Consider the following 19,333-nt stretch of genomic DNA (forward strand, 5'->3'; position numbering starts at 1 on the left):
TCCAAGTAGTCACCCTCGAAAGGACGCTCCATGACCCGCCGCATCTCCCAGTCGATCACCCCCACCACCGAGGACGTCGCCGCGCTACGCGGACCGTTCGTCGCCAAGGGCGCCAACGACCCCGTCATCAAGGCCCTGCGTGACTACTTCAAGGAGACCTCGCCGGTGTGGCTGGCCAAGCTCGACGAGAAGCAGGAACTGACCCGCGACCGACTCGCCGAGATCCGTGATGCCTCGGCCAAGCGCCGCGCGGTCATCGAGGCGCTGCCGGAAGGCAAGGCCCGCGAGAAGGCCCTGGCCGAGCTGGAGGCGACCGAGGCCGTCGTCGAGGACATGGACACCGCGCTGGCCGGCGCCGGCGCCTTCGGCGGGATCAACTAACGATGGCGCCGACCGTGGAAATCGAGGCGACCTCCGCGACGACCGCGCGCGCGAAGCTCGCGGGCGCCGACGTGCCACCGATGGAACTTCTCGCCACCGAGGACAAGGCGCTGTCCGCTGTCGTGCACGAGTTCGTGCGCACCATCGCAGTCGAGCAGCAGTCCGCCGTCGAGGTCGTCTACCGGACGGGCAAAGATACTCGGTTCCTCACGGTCGGCACCGACGGCAAGCTCACCGAAAGCGCTCCGAGCGTGCCCATCCCTGTCGTGGCGGTTGAGCCGCAGCCGGCGGCCGCGGAGCCTGTCTCCGCGCCGCCGGCCGGGCCGGTGACAGTGGCCGCCGAACCGATCACCTACGCGATGCCCACCGCACCGGCCACGGCGCTCGCTGGGGACACCGAGGCGCCGACACGGCCCACGCCGACCGCAGCGCCCGCTCGGCCCGCAGACACGGCCACAGGCCCGATCCGTGGCCCGCAGTCCGTACTGTCCGCGCCGGGCGTGAACCCGGCGGCGAACCGGCCCGCGCGCAACGGGATGCGCGGCCGACTCAACGCGATGCTCGGCCTGACCCTCGCCCCGAAAGCGGACTCCCTCGAGATGCGACTGCGCGACGCGCAGGCCACGATCGCCTGCCCGCTGCCCGACGGCGCGGTGATCACCTTCGTCAACCTCAAAGGCGGCGTCGGCAAAACCCCGATGTCGATCGCCCTGGCCGAGACGATCGCCGAGCACCGCGGCCCCGCCACGGCCGCATGCCTGGACCTCGGGGAGATCGGCGGCAGCTTCGCCGACCGCGTCGCGGTGCCCCCGGCCGCAGGACAGGACGCGGCGGCGCTGCTCGCCGACCTCGGCCAGACGCCCCAACAAGTGCGTCCGTCCACCCTCACCCGCTACCTGACCCGCCAGCCCAGTGGTTCGTACGTCGTGGCCGGAAAGGCCGATGCCGCGACGCCGTTGAGCTTCCAGGACGCTGCCACACTGGGCGCGATCCTCGAACGCCACTACGATCTGCTGCTCGCCGACACCGGCAACGCCAGCCACTCCGGCAGCTGGCAGTGGGCGATCACCGCCGCGCACACAGTCGTTGTTCCGGTCCCGCTGCGCCGCGACGCCGCCGTGGCCGCGCAGCGCACCCTCACCGCGATCTCCGCGGTCCGCCCCGATGTGCTCGCCCGCACCGTCGTGGTCGTCACCGACGGACCCGGGGATGCGCCGATGGTCGAGACCGAAGCCGTCGAGGCGTTCACCGCGCTCGGGGTGTCGGTGTGCCGGATGCCGTTCGAGCCGGTCTTCGCCTCGGGGGAGCGGATCGCGTACTCCCAGCTGCGCCGCGAGACCCGCGACGCGTTGACCGTGCTCGCGGCGACCGTCACCCGGATCGGCAGTGGTGCTGCTGGCTGAGTCGTTGCCCCCGCTGCGCGGTGGGCCCGTCTTCATTTCTTCACTGACTTTCACCGAGGGGTACAGATGAGCATCGAAACCTATTCCGGAAACCGCGCCGCGCGCCGCGCACAGGGTCGGCACCGCCGCCGGTCGGCGCGGACCACTGCGACGGCGCTGGCGGTGGCCACCGCCGCGTTCGGGATGTCCACGATGGTGGCGGGCCCGGCGGCGGCCGAGCCGATCCAGGGCGGAGTGACCGGAGGTACCACCCAGGAGGGTGTGACCAGCGAAGCGCAGACCGGCGGCACCACCACCGAGACGCCTGCGCCGAGCGCCGCGGAGCCGAAGGCCGACAGCAGCTTCTGGGTGGCGCCGCCTGCGCAGTACAACCAGGGCACGCGTGAGTACGACCCGCAGACCGGGGGCGGTGTCACCGTCGTGGACTACTCCACCGATTACTCGACCGACTACTCCGGAGGCGGCGGATACAGCGGCTACGACAACTCGGGTGAAGCGACACCAGCAGTGGACTGGAGCCAGTTGCACGCCCCGGCGCCGGTGCTCGATCCGACCGTGCCGATCCAGGCACCCAAGGACAAGATGCGCATGGGCCGTGTCGTATTCGAGCAGCCCAACTGGGTCTCCGACATCGACGCCGAACGCACCAACAACTCCACCGCAGTGATCGAAGCCCAGGTCACCGACGCGTGGCGGTCGGTCGGCCTCGACACCACCGAAGCCGAACGCATTGCCTCGGCGCAGGTCGCCGGCACTGCCCTCGGCGCCGGTGCCGGCGCAGCCGCAGGGTGTCCCGCGGTGGGCGTCCCGACCAGCCTCGCGGTCGGCACAGTCGCCGGGATCGGCGGCGCACTGGCCGGGACGATGGTGCCGCTGCCGATCCCCGGTGCTGCCCCGGTCACCAGCGGCGTCGCCGCAACCGCGGCCGGTGCGGCAGGTGGTTTTGCAGCCGGGTGTGCGCTCGGCGGCGCCGTCGGTGCCGGTCTCGGTGGTGCTGCTGGTCTTGCTGCCGGTACGGCCTACGGCGCCGGCGAAGATGCCACGCCGATCGAGGCAGAGGTGCCTGACGTCGAGGCCGACGCCGTCGGCGAGCAGGTCGATTCCACGTTCGAGCAGTGGTCGCAGGACCCGGTCGGGGAGGTCGTCGTCGACTCTGTGCAGACGTTCACCACCGACACGGCCCCGGCGATCGACACACAGGTCCGCGACTTCGTGGCGGTCCAGCCGGGCGGTGAGCAGATCATCGAGCAGGTCGACCAGGGGCTCGAGTCGTTCTTCAACGACGCCACCCCGGGATTGGCCGGAAACCTCATCACCAACGCCATCGGCGACGGAATCACCCAGTTCGGTATCTGAGCCAGAAAGAAAGTGGGCAGCGTCATGAGGAAGCCGAACATCAAGCGGCGGACCCCTCGCCATCCCGCGGTGGTCGACCTTCTCGCCGGCGCACCCACCGCACCTGCGGCGAGCGGCGGTGGTGGCGGTCGGCGGCGACCCGGTCGCACCGCCGCCGTCGCCGCGGCAGCCGTGGCCGCGGTGGTGGCCGGGGTCGTCGCCGTCGGCCAGATCACCGCAGATCACAGCAGCGCCGCCGCACCGGCCGCGCCAGCGGACACCACGGACACCGCATTCGGCCCGACCGGCGACAACGGACTGCCGGTACTCAATCTGCCGGCCGACACCGAACCGGTGGCCACCACGGATCCGGAGACGGCCGATGAATGCCGCGCCGATCGCGGCGATCAGCGCAGCGGTGCAGGCGTGATCGCCGCATTCAACTACGCGTACTACAACCGACGCGACGCGGCCGCCGCGCGGGCGTTGGCCACACCGACGTCGACGGTCAAGCCGGCCCCGGAGTTGCAGCGCTTCATCGACAAGCTCCCGCAGGGCACGAACTACTGCCTGCGCACCGTCGAGCTGTCCGGCGGGGTGTTCCTGGTCGATCTGTCGGTCATGCGTCCCGATGTCCCGGTCGAGCGTGGCACCCAGACCGTGACCACCGCGAAGATCGACGGCCGCTGGTACGTCGACGTGTTCAAGTGACCGGCCAGCGCCCCGGCCGAACCACTCCACTGAAAGGAACACCGAGAATGTCTGCCACCTCACCGCTGCGCCGCGCGGCGCTCGCCGTACCGGCTCTCGCGTGCGGGCTCGCCGCGCTGACCGCATGTGGCGACCAGCCGCGTGATGCCGCGGCAGTGTCCACCTCGTTCAGCGGCCAGGTCGTCACCGGCACCAGCACCGATCTGGGCAGCATCGTCATCGGTTGGGGAGATGCGCACTCCGACACCGAGATCACCACCCCGCAGCCCGAGGCCGTCGCCGCGCGGTGCACCGGCCGCGGCGATGACCTGACCGTCGAGATCACTGCTCCGCACGGCTGGACGATCCGCGCTGTGTACGGCTCACCGGTGCTGACGGTGGGCAACACCGACCAGCAGCTCGCGGCCGCCGAGATCGACACCACCAATCCGTTGATCGCTGCGCCCGAACCGGTGGACTGGTCCGAGCCCGATCAGCTCGACATCGCCGCGGCCGTCGAAGGCCCGGACGGGTGGAACGCCGAACACAGTGGCCGGGTCTACGTATCGATCCACGTTGACTGCCGCTGAACAGGGGACACCGGACACTCCCACTTGCTGAGGTGTTACTTTTAAAGTACCTTGAAAGTATGTCTGTGAGTGAGGTTCCGTTCTCGGATATCCAGAACAAAGGGAAGTCGACGTTGTCCGAGTGGCAGCGTTCCGGTGCACGCCCACTGCGGGTGACCCGCCGCGACGCCGAGGATCTGGTCCTGATGACCGCAGTGAGGGCGGATCAGGAACGCGAGGTCCTCACGGCCGCGACGGCCATGGTCGGCGCCCTGCTGCACTCGGACAACCGCGATCTGATCCGCACGGTCGTCGAGGCGGCATTCCCGTGGGTGAGCTACCTGTCGAGTGAGGAAGCCGCCGACTTCGTCGACGAGCTGGTCGCGTCGCTGCGTGCAGGATCGTCGCTGGACAATCCGGCTCCTCCGGCTCGCACGATCGAGACGTGGCGTCACACCGCGGAGGTGTATGCCGATCCGGAACTCGCTCGTATCCTGTCGACGCCGTCCGAGGGTGACTTCGGGGCCGTCCCGGCACCGGAACTGTGAGCCCCAAACGCGGGGATCGGGTCGCGCCGCCGGCTACGGGGTCGCTGTGGGATCTGAGATTTGCGACCAGCGAGGCCGCGAAAGGCTGGGACGAGCTGTGTCGACAGGCTGCGGCGAACACGTTGGTGGCGTACGAGGAGATGCGTCGCCGCGAGGTCGAGCAGGAACCGACGACGCGACATCACCAGTTGAAGGGCAGGCTCGCAACCGGAGTGCACAACGGACTCGAGATGGCGCAGTGGCAGTACGAGGTTACTGCTGGCGGCCGGATTTGGTACTTACTGGACATTGAGCGGCGCACTTTATGGCTGAAGTACGCAGGTACAGCTCACCCCAAGCACACCGAATGATCTGGCTGCACGTGGGCTGGCTGTTCATGCATTGAACGTCCTCGCTCGGCGAGGTCGAGGTTAGGGCGCAGTGGCGTTCGGAAATCTGTTGTGACATGGGAAGATGACACGTCTCACGCGGCGAACATCACCTCGCGCACGCCGCAACTGAGACTGGGATGCGCTTCCGCGACCTGGGTTTATAGGTTTTCCTATACCCTGGTAGGTGGGATAGTCGACAGTGTGACGCCAGCAGGAGGTGCGCCATGACGACGATGATGAACCCCGAGGAGCAACTCGTCGCTGATCTGGGCCGGGAAAAAGCCCGCGAAACCGCTGCGCACATCGCCTACCTGCGGCACCTGCGCCAGCTCCACGAGCGAGGTTTCACCCAAATGCGCCTGGCCAAGATCGTCGGCGTGAGCCAGCCGACGATCAGCGACATGCTGCGCCGCGCCCGCATCGACGCTCCCGACCTGCGACCCGGCACGCATGGGGGAACCGCATACGAGATCGCCGCCCGCTACGCCGCCGGCGAGATCACATCCGCCACGATGATGCGCGAACTGACCGACTGGGAGTACGAACGCCCCGCGGAAGTAAATCCGTTCGAATGGGCTGACGGCGGAAACCCTGCCGTGGAAGGAAGTTTCACCATGCAGGTCGGACGTGCCTTGCGTGACGGGTTCCTCATAGACGAGGACTACGACGCTCTGCTCGAGGCGCTGGCAGATCACTGACCTGTGCTCACTCCCCACGAGCGACGCCCGCCGTATCTACCTGGCGTCCCTCTCCACCGGAGACGGTCCGCTCCAACCCGATGCGCCCCATGCCACGGTGAACAATCGCCGCTGGTCCATCGCGAATCGACCGACTTTCTGTTCGCGGCCGCGCAGCGCGATGCCGTCGCCGACGGCGAGAACCTCATCATCGATGGCACTCTCGCGTGGAAGGGGCACGCCGAGCGGCTGCTCACCCACCTACAACACGCTGGGTACACGATCCACGTCGTCGATGTCGAAGCGCCGCAGCACGTGGCCGCGGAGCGGATCGTCACCCGATGGAGCCACGGAGTGCTGCGGGCATTGAGCGATCCCGCCGACCTCGCCGCTCGACTCGGTGGTCGATGGGTGCCGGCCACCGCGGTCGATGCGTTGTTCACCGAGTTCCGCGAACCCGATCACCTACCGCTCCGCGGCCGATCCGTCACACAAGTTAATGCGCTCGAGGTGAGCGAGGCGCATACCGCGGTCGGGTGCTACGACCTGTATCGCACCGAAGATGCGGGCCACGGCGCCGACCACATCGAACGTCGTGAGCGACCGGCCGCCGACGGCGAATTGCTCGTGACATGGACAGCGAGCTCGACTCCGGTCGAGTAACTCAGTGCCCTCGGCATCGCCGACCCGCGCATCCAGGGGTTCCGTGTGCGAGCGCCCGTGCTCCGTCGACGCTGGAGCGCGGGCGCGGCGTGAGCATGCAACATGCTCTGACCTGGTGAGAAGGTACGTCCCGGCCGAGTCGTTACTCGGTGGTGCTCGGTTGGTCGGCTGCCTTGGTGCGCCGGCGTGGCTTCCGTAGGTCGGTGCGTGCGCCGCGGCCTGGCCGGTTGCGGGCCCATTCGACGATCTCGCTGCGCTTCCACAAGGGGGTGCTGCCGATCTTCTCGACCGGTTTGGGGGCGTGGCCGCGGTTGACGTACGCGTGGAAGGTCACCGGCTTGATCTCGTCGCCGGTTTCTTCTTTGAGCAGGTCCACGCACTGCTGTGCCGTGAGGCGGTTCGGGTTCGCCATCGCTACTGGCCTTTCGTGTCTCGGGCACGGCCGTCGTGGTGTGCCGGGGTTCGGTCCCTGAAACTTTACATATCAGTATTGCTTTGTGGAAACGTGCGTGTGCATCTCGAACAACATCCGGGGTTGCAACAATACAATTAGATATTGTAAAGTAGGAATCGGAAGAACAGCCACGGGAAGGGAAACCGAATGTCGATCATCATCGTTATCGCGGCACTCGCACTGGCAGCACTGCTCATCTGGACGATCGGCGCCCCCATCGCCCGCATCGGTGGCGCCCTGCTGACGATCGCCTCGCTGATCTGCATCATCTCCGGTGACTCCATCGCCACCCGCGCCCCGCTGCTCATCGCCGGTGTGGCGCTGTGGCTGGCCGGACACTTCCTGGCCGCCTACAAGAACCGGGTCTGGTCCTCACGCCTGGCCGAGGGCATCGTCACCCGCACACCGCTGCGCTACCTCGACCCGGTGAGCGGCCGCGAGCACCGCCAGGCGCGCCGCGCTGCCACGGGCGACAAGCCGAAGCCGAGCACAGGCCGGACCCTGGTCGACGACTTCGCGCAGTGGGAACGCGAACTCGCCGCTGACGCCGCGCCTGCCGCACCGGCCCCGACCTGCCGCCCCGTGGCGAAACGCGTCCCCGCGCGCCCTGCCGGTAAGTCCCGCGGCGCCGTGTACGGCACGCGCGCCGCCAAGGCCGCCGCCAACCTCGCCGTCCGCAAAGTCCCTGGGGCCCGCGCCGCGCGCTCGGCCTGGCGGTTCGTCAGCTGACCCGCAACCCCGACCTTCTGACCTGCACAACATCGACTCGAAAGGACGGACCGCCCATGTCCGCACTGACCATTACCCACTCGCATACCGACGGGACTCTCATCGACGGCACCACCAAGAACGATGGCTCCGGCGAGGTCCTGAAGGCCAACCGCTGGCGCTGGTCCCGCAACTTGGGTTCCTGGTACATCCCGCAGTCCCGCGACCGCCGCGCCAAGCTGGCCCAGATCAACGCCACCGCCTCCGCGCTGCGCGCCGCAGGCTTCTCCGTCGACCTCGACATCAACGACGACTACCGCACCACCGCGCAAGTCGAAGCCGATAAGATCGCCCGCCAGGCCAGCCGTGTCGACGCTCTGGGCGCCAAGGCCGAGCGCAAGGCCGGCGCCGCCGAATCCGCCTGGGCCGCCGACCAGGCCGCCCATGAGGCGTTGCCCGAAGGCGGCGAGCCGATCAAAATCGGTCACAGCAGCGAGGCCCGCCATCGCCGCGCGGTGGAGAAGTCCTGGAGCACGCTCGGCAACGCCGTGGTATCCGAGCGTGAGGCCGCCGCCGCGCGGGGCCGCGCCGATGCTGCCGCGAAGACCACGCAGGCGCGCTATGCCCCGGTCACTGTGGCCCGGCGGATCGACAAGCTCACCGCCGAGCTGCGGCGCCTCGAACGTGACCGTGACGGCTACAGCCGCACGCTGCACACCAACGCGCAGACCGGGCAGAAGTACGTCGAGACCCACGAACCGGCGACCGGCAGCTACCGCGATCGGGTACTTGCCGAGATCGAGCACACCGCCGACGAACTCGCCTACTGGGAAGGTGTACGCGCGGCGCAGCTCGCCGAGGGCGGCGCCACCGCCTACAGCCGCGAGGTCGTCGCCAAGGGCGATCTGGTCCGCTATGCCGGGCATCACCACCGGGTGCTGAGAGTCAATGCGAAGTCGGTGACCATCGGCTCGATCGTCGGCGGTTCGTGGACAGATCGCGTCCCCTACAGCGAGATCCGCGGGCTGCGTGACGCCGACGGTCATGTGGTGCGCATCGTCGACGGCGCGCGGGTGATCGACACCGACACCGCTGCCTGACCTGCATGTTCTCCTGGGGTGCTCGGTTACACCGAGCGCCCCGGAAGGAACTGCCCTGCGCGTCGACGGATTCACCGGCGCCGGCCACCTCGGTGCCCGCGCGGTGTGCACCGTCATCGGATCCCATGACACCGACACCGGGCAGGCCACCGAACCCGGCCGCGTCGTGTCGATCAACATCGACAGCCTGCACACCACCGCCGGTGGCCGCGGCTACCGCCTCGCCGCCGTGGCTGATCCGCGTCCCTCGCGCTGATGTCGGAGCCGTCCACCATGATCGAGAGCCGAGGAGGAGGAGGAGGAGGAGGGATCATGTCGTTGCCGATGCTGTCCCCGCGCGAGTGGGCCGCGGCCGTGCTCGCCGACGAGGCGGCGTGCATCCTCGATGTCGAGACGTCAGGGCTCGAAGGTTCGATCATCGAGGTCGCGGTCATCGACGCCGCGAGCGGCGCGGTCCTGCTCGACACCCTCGTCGACTGCGGCCCGGTGCAGATCGAACCCGACGCGCACGCGGTTCATGGCATCACCGCCGCCGATCTGGTTGGTGCGCCGCGCTGGCCGGAGGTGTTCGCGCAACTGGACGCGATCACCTCCGGGCGTCTGGTGTTGGCGTACAACGCCTCGTTCGATCAGGGCCGTGTCCTGCAGGACTGTTACCGGTCGGGTATCGACCCCGGCCATCTCGCCGAGGCGTCCCGGTGGCAGTGCGTGATGGCGCGTCGCTGTGAAGCGCTCGGGCTCGGGGCAGAGGGGCGTGTGAGGCTCGGGGGCGGTCACCGCGCGCTCGCCGACGTGCGCGCGACCCGCGCGCTGGTGCAGCTGCTCGCTGCGGGACGTGCCGACACCGCCGGGCTGGCCGCGCTCGCGCACCGCGCTGCCGACGAAGAACGCATGAACGATGACCAGATAACCGCAGTGCACCTCGACGAAACTCGAGCCGCGCGATGACACCACTCGGAATCCGGGCCGACTCCGTCATGGTGATTGGCGAACCGCGTCGTTACCCTGGGGATGCACAACTGGCGCAGGTGGGCAACCACCGGGGAGTGCGAGCAGAGTAGACATCGACCGCCTGGGTGTCCTCTCGATTCGATCGAGAGGACCGACCTTGACCGCACAGATCATCGACGGGCGCGCCGTTGCGGCGACGCTGCTGGGAACCATCGCCCGCGACACTGCACACTTCACCGAAACCCATGGCCGTCGCCCATGCCTTGCCGCTGTGCTGGTCGGTGACGATCCTGCCTCGCACACGTACGTGCGCATGAAGCGCACCCGGTGCGCCGAGGTGGGGATGGACTCGCGCTACATCGAACTCCCGACAACCACCACCACAGCGTCCCTCGTCGCCGAAATCTCAGTGCTTTCTGCAGATCCGACTGTGGACGGGATCTTGTTGCAGCATCCGGTTCCGGACCACATCGACGAACGCGCCGCGTTCGAGTCGATCGCGCCGGGCAAGGACGTCGACGGTGTCACTATGCACAGTTTCGCCGCGATGGCCTTCGGTGGGACGGGATTCCATTCCTGCACGCCCGGTGGGATTCTTCGCCTCCTCGATGCCTACGACGTCCCGCTCGCCGGTCGGCGCGCGGTGGTGGTGGGCCGCAGCCCGATCCTCGGAAAGCCGGTGGGCATGCTGCTGCTGGCCCGGGATGCGACCGTCACCTATTGCCATTCGCGTACACGTGACGTGGCCGATCACGTGCGGGACGCGGACATCGTCGTCGCCGCAGTCGGCCGGCCCGAGCTGATTCGCGGTGAGTGGATCAAAGAGGGCGCGGTGGTCATGGATGCCGGATACAACCCGGGCAACGTCGGGGATGTCGAGTACGCAGGTGCAGCCGAGCGGGCCCGACTGATTACCCCGGTGCCCGGTGGTGTGGGGCCGATGAAGATCGCGGTACTCCTCGAGCAGACTCTCGCCGCCGCACAGTCGGCTCACTCCGGCTAGTCGACATGCCGATGCCGTTGGGTGGTAAGTCGACCTGATCGCTTGGTGCCGGGTATCGAGTCGCGCGCTCGGTACCCGGCATTCTCGTCGAATTCGGCGTCCTCGAAGGCGCTGTGACGTGCGCGGATGGCACGTCCCGCGCGAAGTCATCGCGGCATACCCAGCTTCTGGGGTTGCAACATTACAAATAAGACTTGTATAGTTACCACTGTCGGAAAACATCGTACGAAGGAGCAGGACATGTCGAATACCTCTGTTGCAGAACTCGTTACCTACACCATTACCGGAACGCCGGTGCGCGCTGAGATCGTCGAGGTACTCGGATACCGCACCGATTTCTTCGGTGGCAGGGTCGCCGACGTGCGCCTGACCGATGGCACCGTCGCCCGGCACGTGGACCTCCTCGATATCGAGGGGGGCGCCGCCGCGCGCGGCGTACTCGCTGCCGCCTGACCGTTGCCGCATTCGAATCCCTCACTCCAGCACAGGAGGACATCCATGACTGCATCCATCACCGCGCTGCCCGCCGGTGTCGCTGCCGAGGTCGACGGGGCCGCCGCGCTCGTCGTCGGCTACCTCCACGCCTTCCCGCGTCATCCGCAGCGCGGCGCGCTGGTGCAGCCTTTCGGCGGCGCGCAGACGTCGGTCTCGGAGACCGGGGTGATCGGCGTACCGCTCTATGCGCTCGTCTCGGTCGACTGGGCCACCGAAGTGACCACTATCGAACCGGGTGGCCGCACGCGCACGGTGTTCGCGACCGGGTGGCCGGGCACCCCACAAGGGACCACCTGGTACCTGTATCCGGCCGAACACCACGCGGATCTGGGCATCTACGTGCTCGATACCGAGGCCCGGTACGCCGCGAGCGGGCGCGCCGCCGAGGTGCCCGCGCGGGTGCGTGAGTCGGTCCGGTCGTGGGGCTTCGGCGGCGACGAGGGTGTCCCGGCTCGTGTGGCGGTGCACAACTTCGCGCTGTAGCGCAGGCGAATGCGCTGGTCATCGCCTCGACCACATCCTGAAGTTGTCGAATGACAACTTAAAACGTACTATAAAGTTGTCAGATAACAACTGAGGTGGAAGAATTTGGGCAAGCACAAGGGAATCGACAAGGACACCCGCGCAGTCCTGGCCGCACTCGAGGAGGCAGGCTTCGTGATTCGCCGAGCGAAGAGCGGCCACCCGATGGTCTACAAGGACGACGTGCTGATCAGCACGTTCTCGGGTACCGCGAGCGATCGGCGTGCCTTCCTCAACTCCCTCGCGCCGCTCAAACGCGCGGGATTCCAGTGGCCGCCGCGCCGCTGAGATCGACAAAGGGCCGGGGGTGCTGGAATCACCCCCGGCCCGATCCCATTGTCCACCACCACAGCCACCCGACCCGACAGCCAGCACAGAGAAAGGACTACCGCGCCATGGCCGCACAGTCGTACAACGTCATCGCCGAACTCGACGCACCCTTCGACGAGGACACCGCCGAGCAGTTGCTCGACCCCATCGCCGACTACAGCGGAGCCGCCGGCCGCTCCGAACTCGGCCACACCGAAGTCGTCTTCACCCTCCCGGCGCAGACCCTCCGGCAGGCCACCACCACCGCCCTGGCCATCCTCGAGACCTACCGGTGGCCGCTGCGCTCACTGCGCGTGCTGCCCACCGACGATTACGACCGGCTCGTCGACGCGATCGACGTCCCGCCGCTGGTCTCCGTCCAGGAAGCCGCCGACCAGCTCGGCATCAGCCGCCAGGGCGTCCTCAAGGCGATCACCACCGGCTCGCTTCCCGCGATCCGCGTCGGCAGCACCTGGATCGTGCGCGAATCCGCCGTACGCGCCCGCGCGCAGCGCAGCGCCTGACCACCCCACCTGCTTGGTGAATCGCCCCCACCTCGAGGACAATTCGCGTCCCCGGGTGCACCGTCGTGCCCCGGCCCGCCGCGAGGTCGCCACCTCGACACCCGAGAAGGGGGACACACGTGCCCAGTCCAGCGCTCGTCACACCAGGAGACGACCGGTCGCCGGTGCTCATTCACGTCCCGCACGCCTCCCGCGTCATCCCACCCGAGGTGCGCGCGGACCTGCTGCCCACCGACGTCGCCCTTGCCGCCGAACTCGACGAAGCGACCGACACCGCCACCGACGAGATCGCAGCGGCAGCACTGCGCCACACCGGCCTGAGGCCCACGACCGTGGTCAACACGGCCTCGCGGCTGGTGATCGACCCCGAACGGTTCCCCGACGCCGGGGAGCCGGCCAACGGGTTCGGCCGGGGCGCGGTCTACACCCGCACCTGCACCGGCACGCCGCTACGACCCGAGCCGTACCCGCACGCCGAGCACCTCATCGACGGCTATTTCCGTCCCTACGCCGACGCCGTCACGACAGCGGTCGAGGAGCGGCTGCGCACGTGCGGGCGCGCGGTGATCATCGACCTGCACTCCTACCCCGAGACACCGTCCAGCTTCGAGGACCCCGCCGCCGCACGCCCCGCGCTGTGTATCGGCACCGACCCGGTCCACACCCCCGGCTGGCTGGCCGAGGCGACCCGTGGCGCATTCGCGTCCCTGGTCGAGATCGATGAGATCGGCGAGAACACACCGTACGGCGGGTGTTACGTGCCGCTGCGACACTACGGCCGCGACGAGCGCGTGGCCTCGGTGATGATCGAGCTGCGGCGCGATGTCTACCTCACCGATCCCCGCACACCCGATCCCGAGCGCGTGGAGCGGCTCGGCCGCGCCCTGGCCACCCTCATCGACGAGGTCACCGCGCAGGTGGCCGCCGATGTGTAAACCCAAACCGGGCCCGCGCTGCACCCCGCACATGCGTGCCCGCCTCGATCAGGTCGCCGCGCGCGTCCAGGTTGCCCGCGCGCGGCTGGCCGAGAACCCGACACACGGGCGTCTGCACCGCCGCCTCGCCGCCGCCGAAGCCGACCACGCGCACACCCTCGCGCTGTACGACTCCACCCCGGGCGGCCAGCACGAACTGCGCGCGGCGATCGAGGCGTCCGGAGACCTGAGTGACCGGGACGCGCTGACCGCCCGTCTGAGAGACGCTGAAAGGCTACGAGCCGAGCAAACCGACGCGTTGCGCCGCGCCCGCGCAGGACAGACCGACGAGGAAGGAACCGACGATGTACCACGAGGAACCGATGACGCAGGAGCGCCGAGAGAAGTTCTGGCGCCAGTACGGGTGGAGCCCGGAGCTACCGGAGGACCAGCGCAAGAAGATCGAGCAACGCTTCACCGACCCGAAGATCCAGGAGGCCGAAGCACTCGGCTTCTGATCAACGATCGCGCGATCACCCCGGCAGCCGAACACACACTCACCGAGGCCGAGCGCGAACGCTTCACCGCCGCTGGAATGTCGGCGCCGACGCTCTACGAGCTGGCACCGCACGACTCCGGCGTCTACCGCGCCCAGATGCTCGAACTGACCGAAAAGAATCCCTATGCCGCGTCGGTGTACGTCTACGACGAGGACGAATACCGGCAGATGCGTCTGCTGGTGACCGATGACGGAAGGGCCGGCGTCGCGCTCAAAGGCGACGAGATCGTCTCCGCGTTCGCACACAAAGACTGCGCGCACCCCAAGTCCGTGCAGTCGATGCTCTCCCAGGCCACCGCGCTCGGCGGCCATCGTCTGGACTGCTTCGACACCGTCCTTCCTGATCTGTATGCCGACGCGGGGTTCGTGCCGGTGGCGCGGTTGAAGTGGAACGACGACTACGCCCCCGACGGGTGGGACTACGACACGTTCCGTGCGTTCAACGACGGTCGCCCGGATGTGGTGTTCATGGCCTACGACCCTGATCGTGTCGGCGGCGACTACACGCCCGGGGCGGGGGAGTACGTCGATGAGTACGACGACGGCATCGCCCGTGCCCGGCAGTACCGCCCGCGTTGACGATCTCCACGAGAGCTGTGGTGCAGTTCATCGTGGAAATGTCATATGCCAGCCCGCTCTCATGCCGGCTGGCTCGACCGGTGTGTGTGCTCGAGATTGCGCTGCTGGTGCCTGACGAGAACCTGCAGCAGGTAGGAGTGGACAGGGGCGTTGCTGCGCGGTACCGACGGGCTGGAGCCGCTGAGTCAACGACAGGATGGGCCGATGGAAGGCGTCCCCCGAGACCTCGTCGGGTCAGCTCGGTCCATTAGCGTCGAGGAATGTCCTCACCTGTCCCTTCCGACTACGCAGACACGCTCGAGAGCATCAAGCAGCTCGTGCATCGGGCGCGTTACATCGCCCAGCGTCGAGTGAACACCGAACTGCTCAGGCTCTACTGGCAGATCGGAGCGACGATCATCGAGCGGCAGAAGACAGCGCCCTGGGGTAGCAAGGTGCTGTCTCGGCTGTCGGCGGATCTGCGTACCGAGTTTCCCGGGGTGAAGGGATTCTCGTCGGCCAACCTCAAGTACATGCGCCGGTTCGCTGAAGCGTGGCCCGACCCGAACGCAATTGGTCAACGACCCGTTGGCCAATTGCCCTGGGGGCATGTCATCGAGCTGATCGAGAAGCTCGACGACGCGGGGTTGCGCGACTGGTACAGCGCCAAGGACGCCGCGCATGGCTGGAGCCGTCCGGTGCTGGCGCACCAGATCAAGACCGGTCTGCATCTGCGGGAGGGTGCGGCCCCGTCCAACTTTGCGCATGCCCTCGAGCGCACTGATTCCGAGTTGGCTCAGCAGATCACCAAGGATCCGTTCACACTCGAGTTCCTCGCCATCGATGGGGACGCTGCTGAGCGACAACTTGAGGATCGGCTCGTCGAGCGCATCATCGACACCCTGCGCGAGCTCGGTCCGGGCTTCGCGTTTGTTGGTCGTCAGGTTCACTTCGATGTCGAGGGAGATGACTTCTTCGTCGATTTGCTCTTTTTTCACGTCGAACAACTGCGTTATGTGGTTATCGAACTCAAGACTACGAAGTTCGACCCGCGTGATGCCGGTCAACTCGGGTTCTATGTTGCCTTGGTTGAGGACCGGCTGAGGAGACCGCAGCATCAGCCCACTGTGGGGATGCTGCTGGTGGCGGACAAGAACGAGTCCGTTGTCCGGTACGCCTTGGCCGGCACCACTCAGCCGATCGCGGTTTCGCGTTACGATCTCTCGCCCGCCGAGCAGGCGGCGCTCCCAGCCGAGGACGCGCTCACGCGGGCGGTTGCACTCGAGCTCGACGGCCACATTCCGCAGTGATGCGACGACTGTCCGTTGGCTAGGTGTGAGTTCGACGTCGGCATCGTGGCAGGTGAGCGTTCGAAGCCTGCTCAGAGTGCATCTGAAAACTTCGGGTCGGAGTCAAGCAGAACGGACAAGCCGACGTTACGTCGTGACGATCATCGCGGCGTAGACCATCGCCTCATGATGGTCAGGGCAGGTCTGGGTCTCGTAATCCAGGACGAGGCGACGATGTTTGCGTGATCCACGCGAACGTCCGTGCGATCACCCACCGACGGGGCAGAACCCCGACGGGTACAGAGCGATGATGTCCGGCAAGGCCGGGTCGCTGTCAACGGCGACGAGATCGTCTCCGCGTTCGAGCACAGGGACTGAGCACACCCCCGCGCGGCCCGCCCATGCTCCGGCACGCCACCGCGCTCGGCGGTCACCGGCTGGACTGCTTCGACACCGTGCTTCCGGGCCTGTATGCCGACGCGGGGTTCGTGCCCGTCGCGCGGCCGAAGTGGAACGATGACTACGCCCCCGACAACTGGACTACGACACCTTCCGTGCTTTCAACGATGGCCGCCCCGACGTGGTGTTCATGGCCTAGGATCCGGACCGCGTCGGCGGCAAGTACACGCCTGGATCGGGGGAGTATGTCGACGAGTACGACGACGGCATCGCTCGCGCTCAGCAGTACCGCTCGCGTTGACGCCGCCGTCTTGCCGTCGGGATCGGCCTGAAACGACAGGTTGGAGATGTACTGCTCTGCGTAGCGTGTCTCCGCGAGCCACGGGCACCTAGGCGAGAGGTTTCGGACCAGTGAACTCCCACAAGTGGCCACCCAGTGCGGAACAAAGAATTCACAATCAAAGTCGAATTCACGCACCGGGCGCCGCGCAGCAGCCTCAACGCAGGACTGTTCCTCACCAACATCATTCTCACAATGTGAGGGTCCGATTTCCACCGCGCCCGCGACGCGATCGAGGCACATCTGACCATCGTGTTCGCGGCGTTGGCCGTCGCTCGCTGCGTTCAGGATCTGAGCGGTGTTGCGATCGCGAGGGTGGTCAAGCGGCTGCGGCCGTTGCGGACTTCGACGATCGCGATCAACGGTGCTGTCCAGGATTTTCCACCGCAGATTCCTGGTGCTGAGCAGGAAAGTTTGTCGGGTTTGGGGTTCAAAACGGGGTACTAAGCGAAATGTCCTAAGTCAGGTCGGACGGGAGCGGCGTAGGAGGAGTTGGTCCAGGGATATGTGGTCAGCCGGCTCGGACGATCGTGAGTCGAGGACCCAGATAAGACATCCAATTGTCAGAAAGGAAACCTGCTCATCTCACTAACCAAACCGAGTTAAACGCGAGATTTGCGAGCGCCGTGGCGCGGTCTTTTATAGACTTAACGGAGGGCTCGAATCCATCTTCGCCTTCCATCCATTCAACCAAACTCGCGTCCTGGGGGCAGGCCGAACTTTGGAGAAGTGTCCTCTTGTTGGCAAGGGATCCATGGCCTAGTCCGGAGTTAACCTTTGCGCTTAGCAACACCAGATTCCCGATGGAGAACACCGGGTCGCTGAACGAGTTTCCGGCGCCGCGCTGGGGAACGATGTGCTCTATCGTCCACCCAGAAGTGTCTTGAGGAGAGGGAACATTTCCTAGGTGCTTTGCTATCGTAATCAAGACGTACCTTATAAGATCGCTCGATCCCCTTTTTCTTTGTGCCGCGGTGAGCTTTAGCTTTGGGGCGTAGGCAAGTTTGGTGAACTCCCTGACGACGAGAGCCCTATCGGGAAGGCTATCCTTCAGCCGCAAAGTGAAGTTGTTTATCGTTTTATCGACGTCTGCTTGAGTTGTGGAATTTTCTAGCGCGACAGAGAACCTGTTGTACCGTCCTCTGGTCCCACCCGTGGATCCACCGTTAGCCATAGCAGTAAACTGAAAGTGGAAGTTTTCGATAGACCTGACCGCACGCTTAAGTTGCTTCTCTGATATGAGGGAGGTCTGGTTAAACTTTCTTATTAGCGCGATAATCGCGGAATTCGCGACCGTGACATTGAATAGTTCAAGTGCTTGAATTGAGTCCTGGACCTCAGGAATGGCTAGCCCCTGTCGGAGACCCAGCGATGTTTTTGGAAACTCAAATCGGGAAGTGTCAAAATGTCGGAAAATTTGCGAATCTGTCTCAACTTCCGCAAGGTAGCCGCTGTGTGTCAGCTTCCCGTCGGACATAAGGGACTTGATCTCTTTGTAGAGCTCAGGCTCTTTTACCGCATCCCTTCTAGAGTTCCACGACTGCCAAATAAACCTATCGGCCTCGGCTTGGTTATCATCACGACTGGCTGCGTTACCTACAACAGTTTTCCATCGCGAAGCTACGGCGTCGCGATCTCTGGGATCGGGTGATAGGCCGCGTACAAGCATGTTCTTGAGTAGGTCTGTAAGTCGTAGGTCTGCTCCACGTGTGTTTAGCGTCTCAAAAATCAGAAACGCGTCTTCCTCCGACTTTAGTTCGACCTGAATGACTCTTGCCTGCAGAATATTATTTCGAAGTGCTTTTAGTCGCTCAACTTTCGAATTTGTGTCGCTAAGAGTTTCAAGTTCATTTATTGCCTTCTTCTCGAAGAACGTTCTCGCTTTACCTACGAGCTTGGCGCTGGCATCCCACTTCGCTCCGGAGGGGATTGCTGCGGGCTTCTGAATCGCCTCCCAGAACATCGGCTCGGGGCGAGTGATAACCGGATACTCCTTTGAGTTGTCATCTTTCGCTACTAAGTACTTCTGAGTATTCTTTTTCTGTTCATGGGCAAGGCCTCTTGTTTCTCCGTCATTTCCCGGGTCGGGCGATGTTTCGATTATTTCGAATAAATCTCGCACGACGGACAGTGCAACGGCGCTCGTGGTGAGTCGCTGTTGTCCGTCTATTAGGGAGAATTTTTTTCTAAATAGGTTTATTTCTGCGCTTATCCATGTGACTGTAGTTCCAAAGAAGAAGTCGCCTCTGGCTAGCGCTACGTCATTCCAATAATCCTCTAACTGATCATCTTCCCAACTATATGGGCGCTGAAAATTGGGTACTTCGTAAAGGCATTCGAGGAAGCACTGCTGTATAGTCTTAGTGCTTGAAGTTACTTCCATTGTTTAGTCTCCCATTCGTGTAGGTGACTGATCGTCAAACGCCGATAATATGTGGTCGTGGACTGGACCGACTACGACCGTCTGTGCATGGACAGTGTTGTCGGTGTGCGGGCGGCGGCGCCGCGGTGGCAGCTCGGCGTGTGGCTGTCATATGCCACCGACCACTGCGTGGCCTGGCGGCGCGGTTG

The 19,333-nt window shown here is 65.6% G+C and carries 23 protein-coding genes and 1 riboswitch; of the genes, 21 read left to right on the top strand and 2 right to left on the bottom strand.

All coding sequences use genetic code 11. The features are described from left to right. Positions 1–30 precede the first annotated feature (30 nt). From EV641_RS12060 to EV641_RS12100, 9 genes are all read left to right on the top strand, one after another. Entirely contained in the window at positions 31–381 is a 351-nt protein-coding gene (locus EV641_RS12060; protein ID WP_132471987.1) for a hypothetical protein, read from the top strand. A gap of 2 nt (positions 382–383) precedes the next feature. Beyond that, positions 384–1,784 (top strand): ParA family protein, encoded by a 1,401-nt coding sequence (locus EV641_RS12065; protein WP_132471988.1) that lies wholly within the window; start codon positions 384–386, stop codon positions 1,782–1,784. Between the two features lie 66 nt (positions 1,785–1,850). Beyond that, complete coding sequence (locus tag EV641_RS12070) at positions 1,851–3,140, top strand: insoluble domain protein (protein ID WP_132471989.1); 1,290 nt, start codon at positions 1,851–1,853, stop codon at positions 3,138–3,140. Positions 3,141–3,164: 24 nt separating this feature from the next. After that, positions 3,165–3,830 (top strand): hypothetical protein, encoded by a 666-nt coding sequence (locus tag EV641_RS12075; protein WP_199233226.1) that lies wholly within the window; start codon positions 3,165–3,167, stop codon positions 3,828–3,830. Positions 3,831–3,877: 47 nt separating this feature from the next. After that, a complete protein-coding gene (locus tag EV641_RS12080; RefSeq protein WP_241997124.1) occupies positions 3,878–4,399 on the top strand; it encodes a hypothetical protein in 522 nt (173 codons plus the stop codon). A 59-nt stretch (positions 4,400–4,458) separates the two neighbouring features. Beyond that, a complete protein-coding gene (locus EV641_RS12085; RefSeq protein ID WP_241997126.1) occupies positions 4,459–4,926 on the top strand; it encodes a hypothetical protein in 468 nt (155 codons plus the stop codon). Then, a complete protein-coding gene (locus EV641_RS12090; protein ID WP_132471990.1) occupies positions 4,923–5,276 on the top strand; it encodes a hypothetical protein in 354 nt (117 codons plus the stop codon). The genes EV641_RS12085 and EV641_RS12090 overlap by 4 nt, the downstream gene beginning before the upstream one ends. A 245-nt stretch (positions 5,277–5,521) precedes the next feature. Next, positions 5,522–5,995, top strand: a complete 474-nt coding sequence (locus tag EV641_RS29460) for a helix-turn-helix transcriptional regulator (protein WP_199233227.1) — start codon at positions 5,522–5,524, stop codon at positions 5,993–5,995. 3 nt (positions 5,996–5,998) lie between these two features. Further along, positions 5,999–6,637, top strand: coding sequence for a zeta toxin family protein (locus EV641_RS12100; protein ID WP_132471991.1), 639 nt, complete (start codon positions 5,999–6,001; stop codon positions 6,635–6,637). Between the two features lie 142 nt (positions 6,638–6,779). Here the strand turns inward: EV641_RS12100 and EV641_RS12105 are convergent, their stop codons facing one another. Then, positions 6,780–7,049 carry a transcriptional regulator gene (locus tag EV641_RS12105; protein ID WP_132471992.1) on the bottom strand — a complete coding sequence of 90 codons (270 nt, stop codon included), beginning with the start codon at positions 7,047–7,049 and terminating at the stop codon, positions 6,780–6,782. Between the two features lie 189 nt (positions 7,050–7,238). Between EV641_RS12105 and EV641_RS12110 the strand changes: the two genes are divergently transcribed. The 12 genes from EV641_RS12110 to EV641_RS12160 all read left to right on the top strand — a co-directional run bounded on the left by EV641_RS12110 (position 7,239) and on the right by EV641_RS12160 (position 16,044). Then, positions 7,239–7,820, top strand: coding sequence for a hypothetical protein (locus tag EV641_RS12110; protein ID WP_132471993.1), 582 nt, complete (start codon positions 7,239–7,241; stop codon positions 7,818–7,820). 56 nt (positions 7,821–7,876) lie between these two features. Beyond that, positions 7,877–8,899: a DUF3560 domain-containing protein gene (locus EV641_RS12115; RefSeq protein WP_132471994.1), complete on the top strand. Its 1,023-nt coding sequence runs from the start codon at positions 7,877–7,879 to the stop codon at positions 8,897–8,899. 103 nt (positions 8,900–9,002) lie between these two features. Further along, positions 9,003–9,155: a hypothetical protein gene (locus tag EV641_RS29215; protein ID WP_158289154.1), complete on the top strand. Its 153-nt coding sequence runs from the start codon at positions 9,003–9,005 to the stop codon at positions 9,153–9,155. 56 nt (positions 9,156–9,211) lie between these two features. Continuing rightward, on the top strand, positions 9,212–9,847 hold the full coding sequence (locus tag EV641_RS12120) for a 3'-5' exonuclease (protein ID WP_132471995.1): 636 nt from the start codon (positions 9,212–9,214) through the stop codon (positions 9,845–9,847). 57 nt (positions 9,848–9,904) lie between these two features. Further along, positions 9,905–9,984: riboswitch (ZMP/ZTP riboswitch) on the top strand. A 23-nt stretch (positions 9,985–10,007) separates the two neighbouring features. Continuing rightward, positions 10,008–10,853, top strand: coding sequence for a bifunctional 5,10-methylenetetrahydrofolate dehydrogenase/5,10-methenyltetrahydrofolate cyclohydrolase (locus EV641_RS12125; protein WP_132471996.1), 846 nt, complete (start codon positions 10,008–10,010; stop codon positions 10,851–10,853). Positions 10,854–11,093: 240 nt separating this feature from the next. Further along, the gene (locus EV641_RS12130; RefSeq protein WP_132471997.1) at positions 11,094–11,306 is read left to right on the top strand and encodes a hypothetical protein; all 213 of its coding nucleotides are present in this window, start codon (positions 11,094–11,096) and stop codon (positions 11,304–11,306) included. A gap of 45 nt (positions 11,307–11,351) precedes the next feature. Beyond that, positions 11,352–11,831, top strand: coding sequence for a hypothetical protein (locus EV641_RS12135; protein ID WP_132471998.1), 480 nt, complete (start codon positions 11,352–11,354; stop codon positions 11,829–11,831). Between the two features lie 105 nt (positions 11,832–11,936). Then, positions 11,937–12,158, top strand: a complete 222-nt coding sequence (locus EV641_RS12140; protein ID WP_132471999.1) for a hypothetical protein — start codon at positions 11,937–11,939, stop codon at positions 12,156–12,158. A 107-nt stretch (positions 12,159–12,265) separates the two neighbouring features. Continuing rightward, on the top strand, positions 12,266–12,703 hold the full coding sequence (locus tag EV641_RS12145; protein WP_132472000.1) for a helix-turn-helix domain-containing protein: 438 nt from the start codon (positions 12,266–12,268) through the stop codon (positions 12,701–12,703). A gap of 119 nt (positions 12,704–12,822) precedes the next feature. After that, on the top strand, positions 12,823–13,638 hold the full coding sequence (locus tag EV641_RS12150) for an N-formylglutamate amidohydrolase (protein WP_132472001.1): 816 nt from the start codon (positions 12,823–12,825) through the stop codon (positions 13,636–13,638). Continuing rightward, positions 13,631–14,755 (top strand): FUSC family protein, encoded by a 1,125-nt coding sequence (locus EV641_RS29740; RefSeq protein WP_241997128.1) that lies wholly within the window; start codon positions 13,631–13,633, stop codon positions 14,753–14,755. Before EV641_RS12150 ends, EV641_RS29740 begins: the two co-directional genes overlap by 8 nt. Before the next feature lie 260 nt (positions 14,756–15,015). Beyond that, entirely contained in the window at positions 15,016–16,044 is a 1,029-nt protein-coding gene (locus tag EV641_RS12160) for a PDDEXK nuclease domain-containing protein (RefSeq protein WP_132472002.1), read from the top strand. A gap of 1,298 nt (positions 16,045–17,342) precedes the next feature. Here the strand turns inward: EV641_RS12160 and EV641_RS12175 are convergent. Then, the gene (locus EV641_RS12175) at positions 17,343–19,145 is read right to left on the bottom strand and encodes a DUF262 domain-containing protein (RefSeq protein WP_132472003.1); all 1,803 of its coding nucleotides are present in this window, start codon (positions 19,143–19,145) and stop codon (positions 17,343–17,345) included. Between the last annotated feature and the right edge of the window lie 188 nt (positions 19,146–19,333).

It is taken from the genome of Rhodococcus sp. SMB37 (genome assembly GCF_004345605.1).
Classification (GTDB): domain Bacteria; phylum Actinomycetota; class Actinomycetes; order Mycobacteriales; family Mycobacteriaceae; genus Rhodococcus.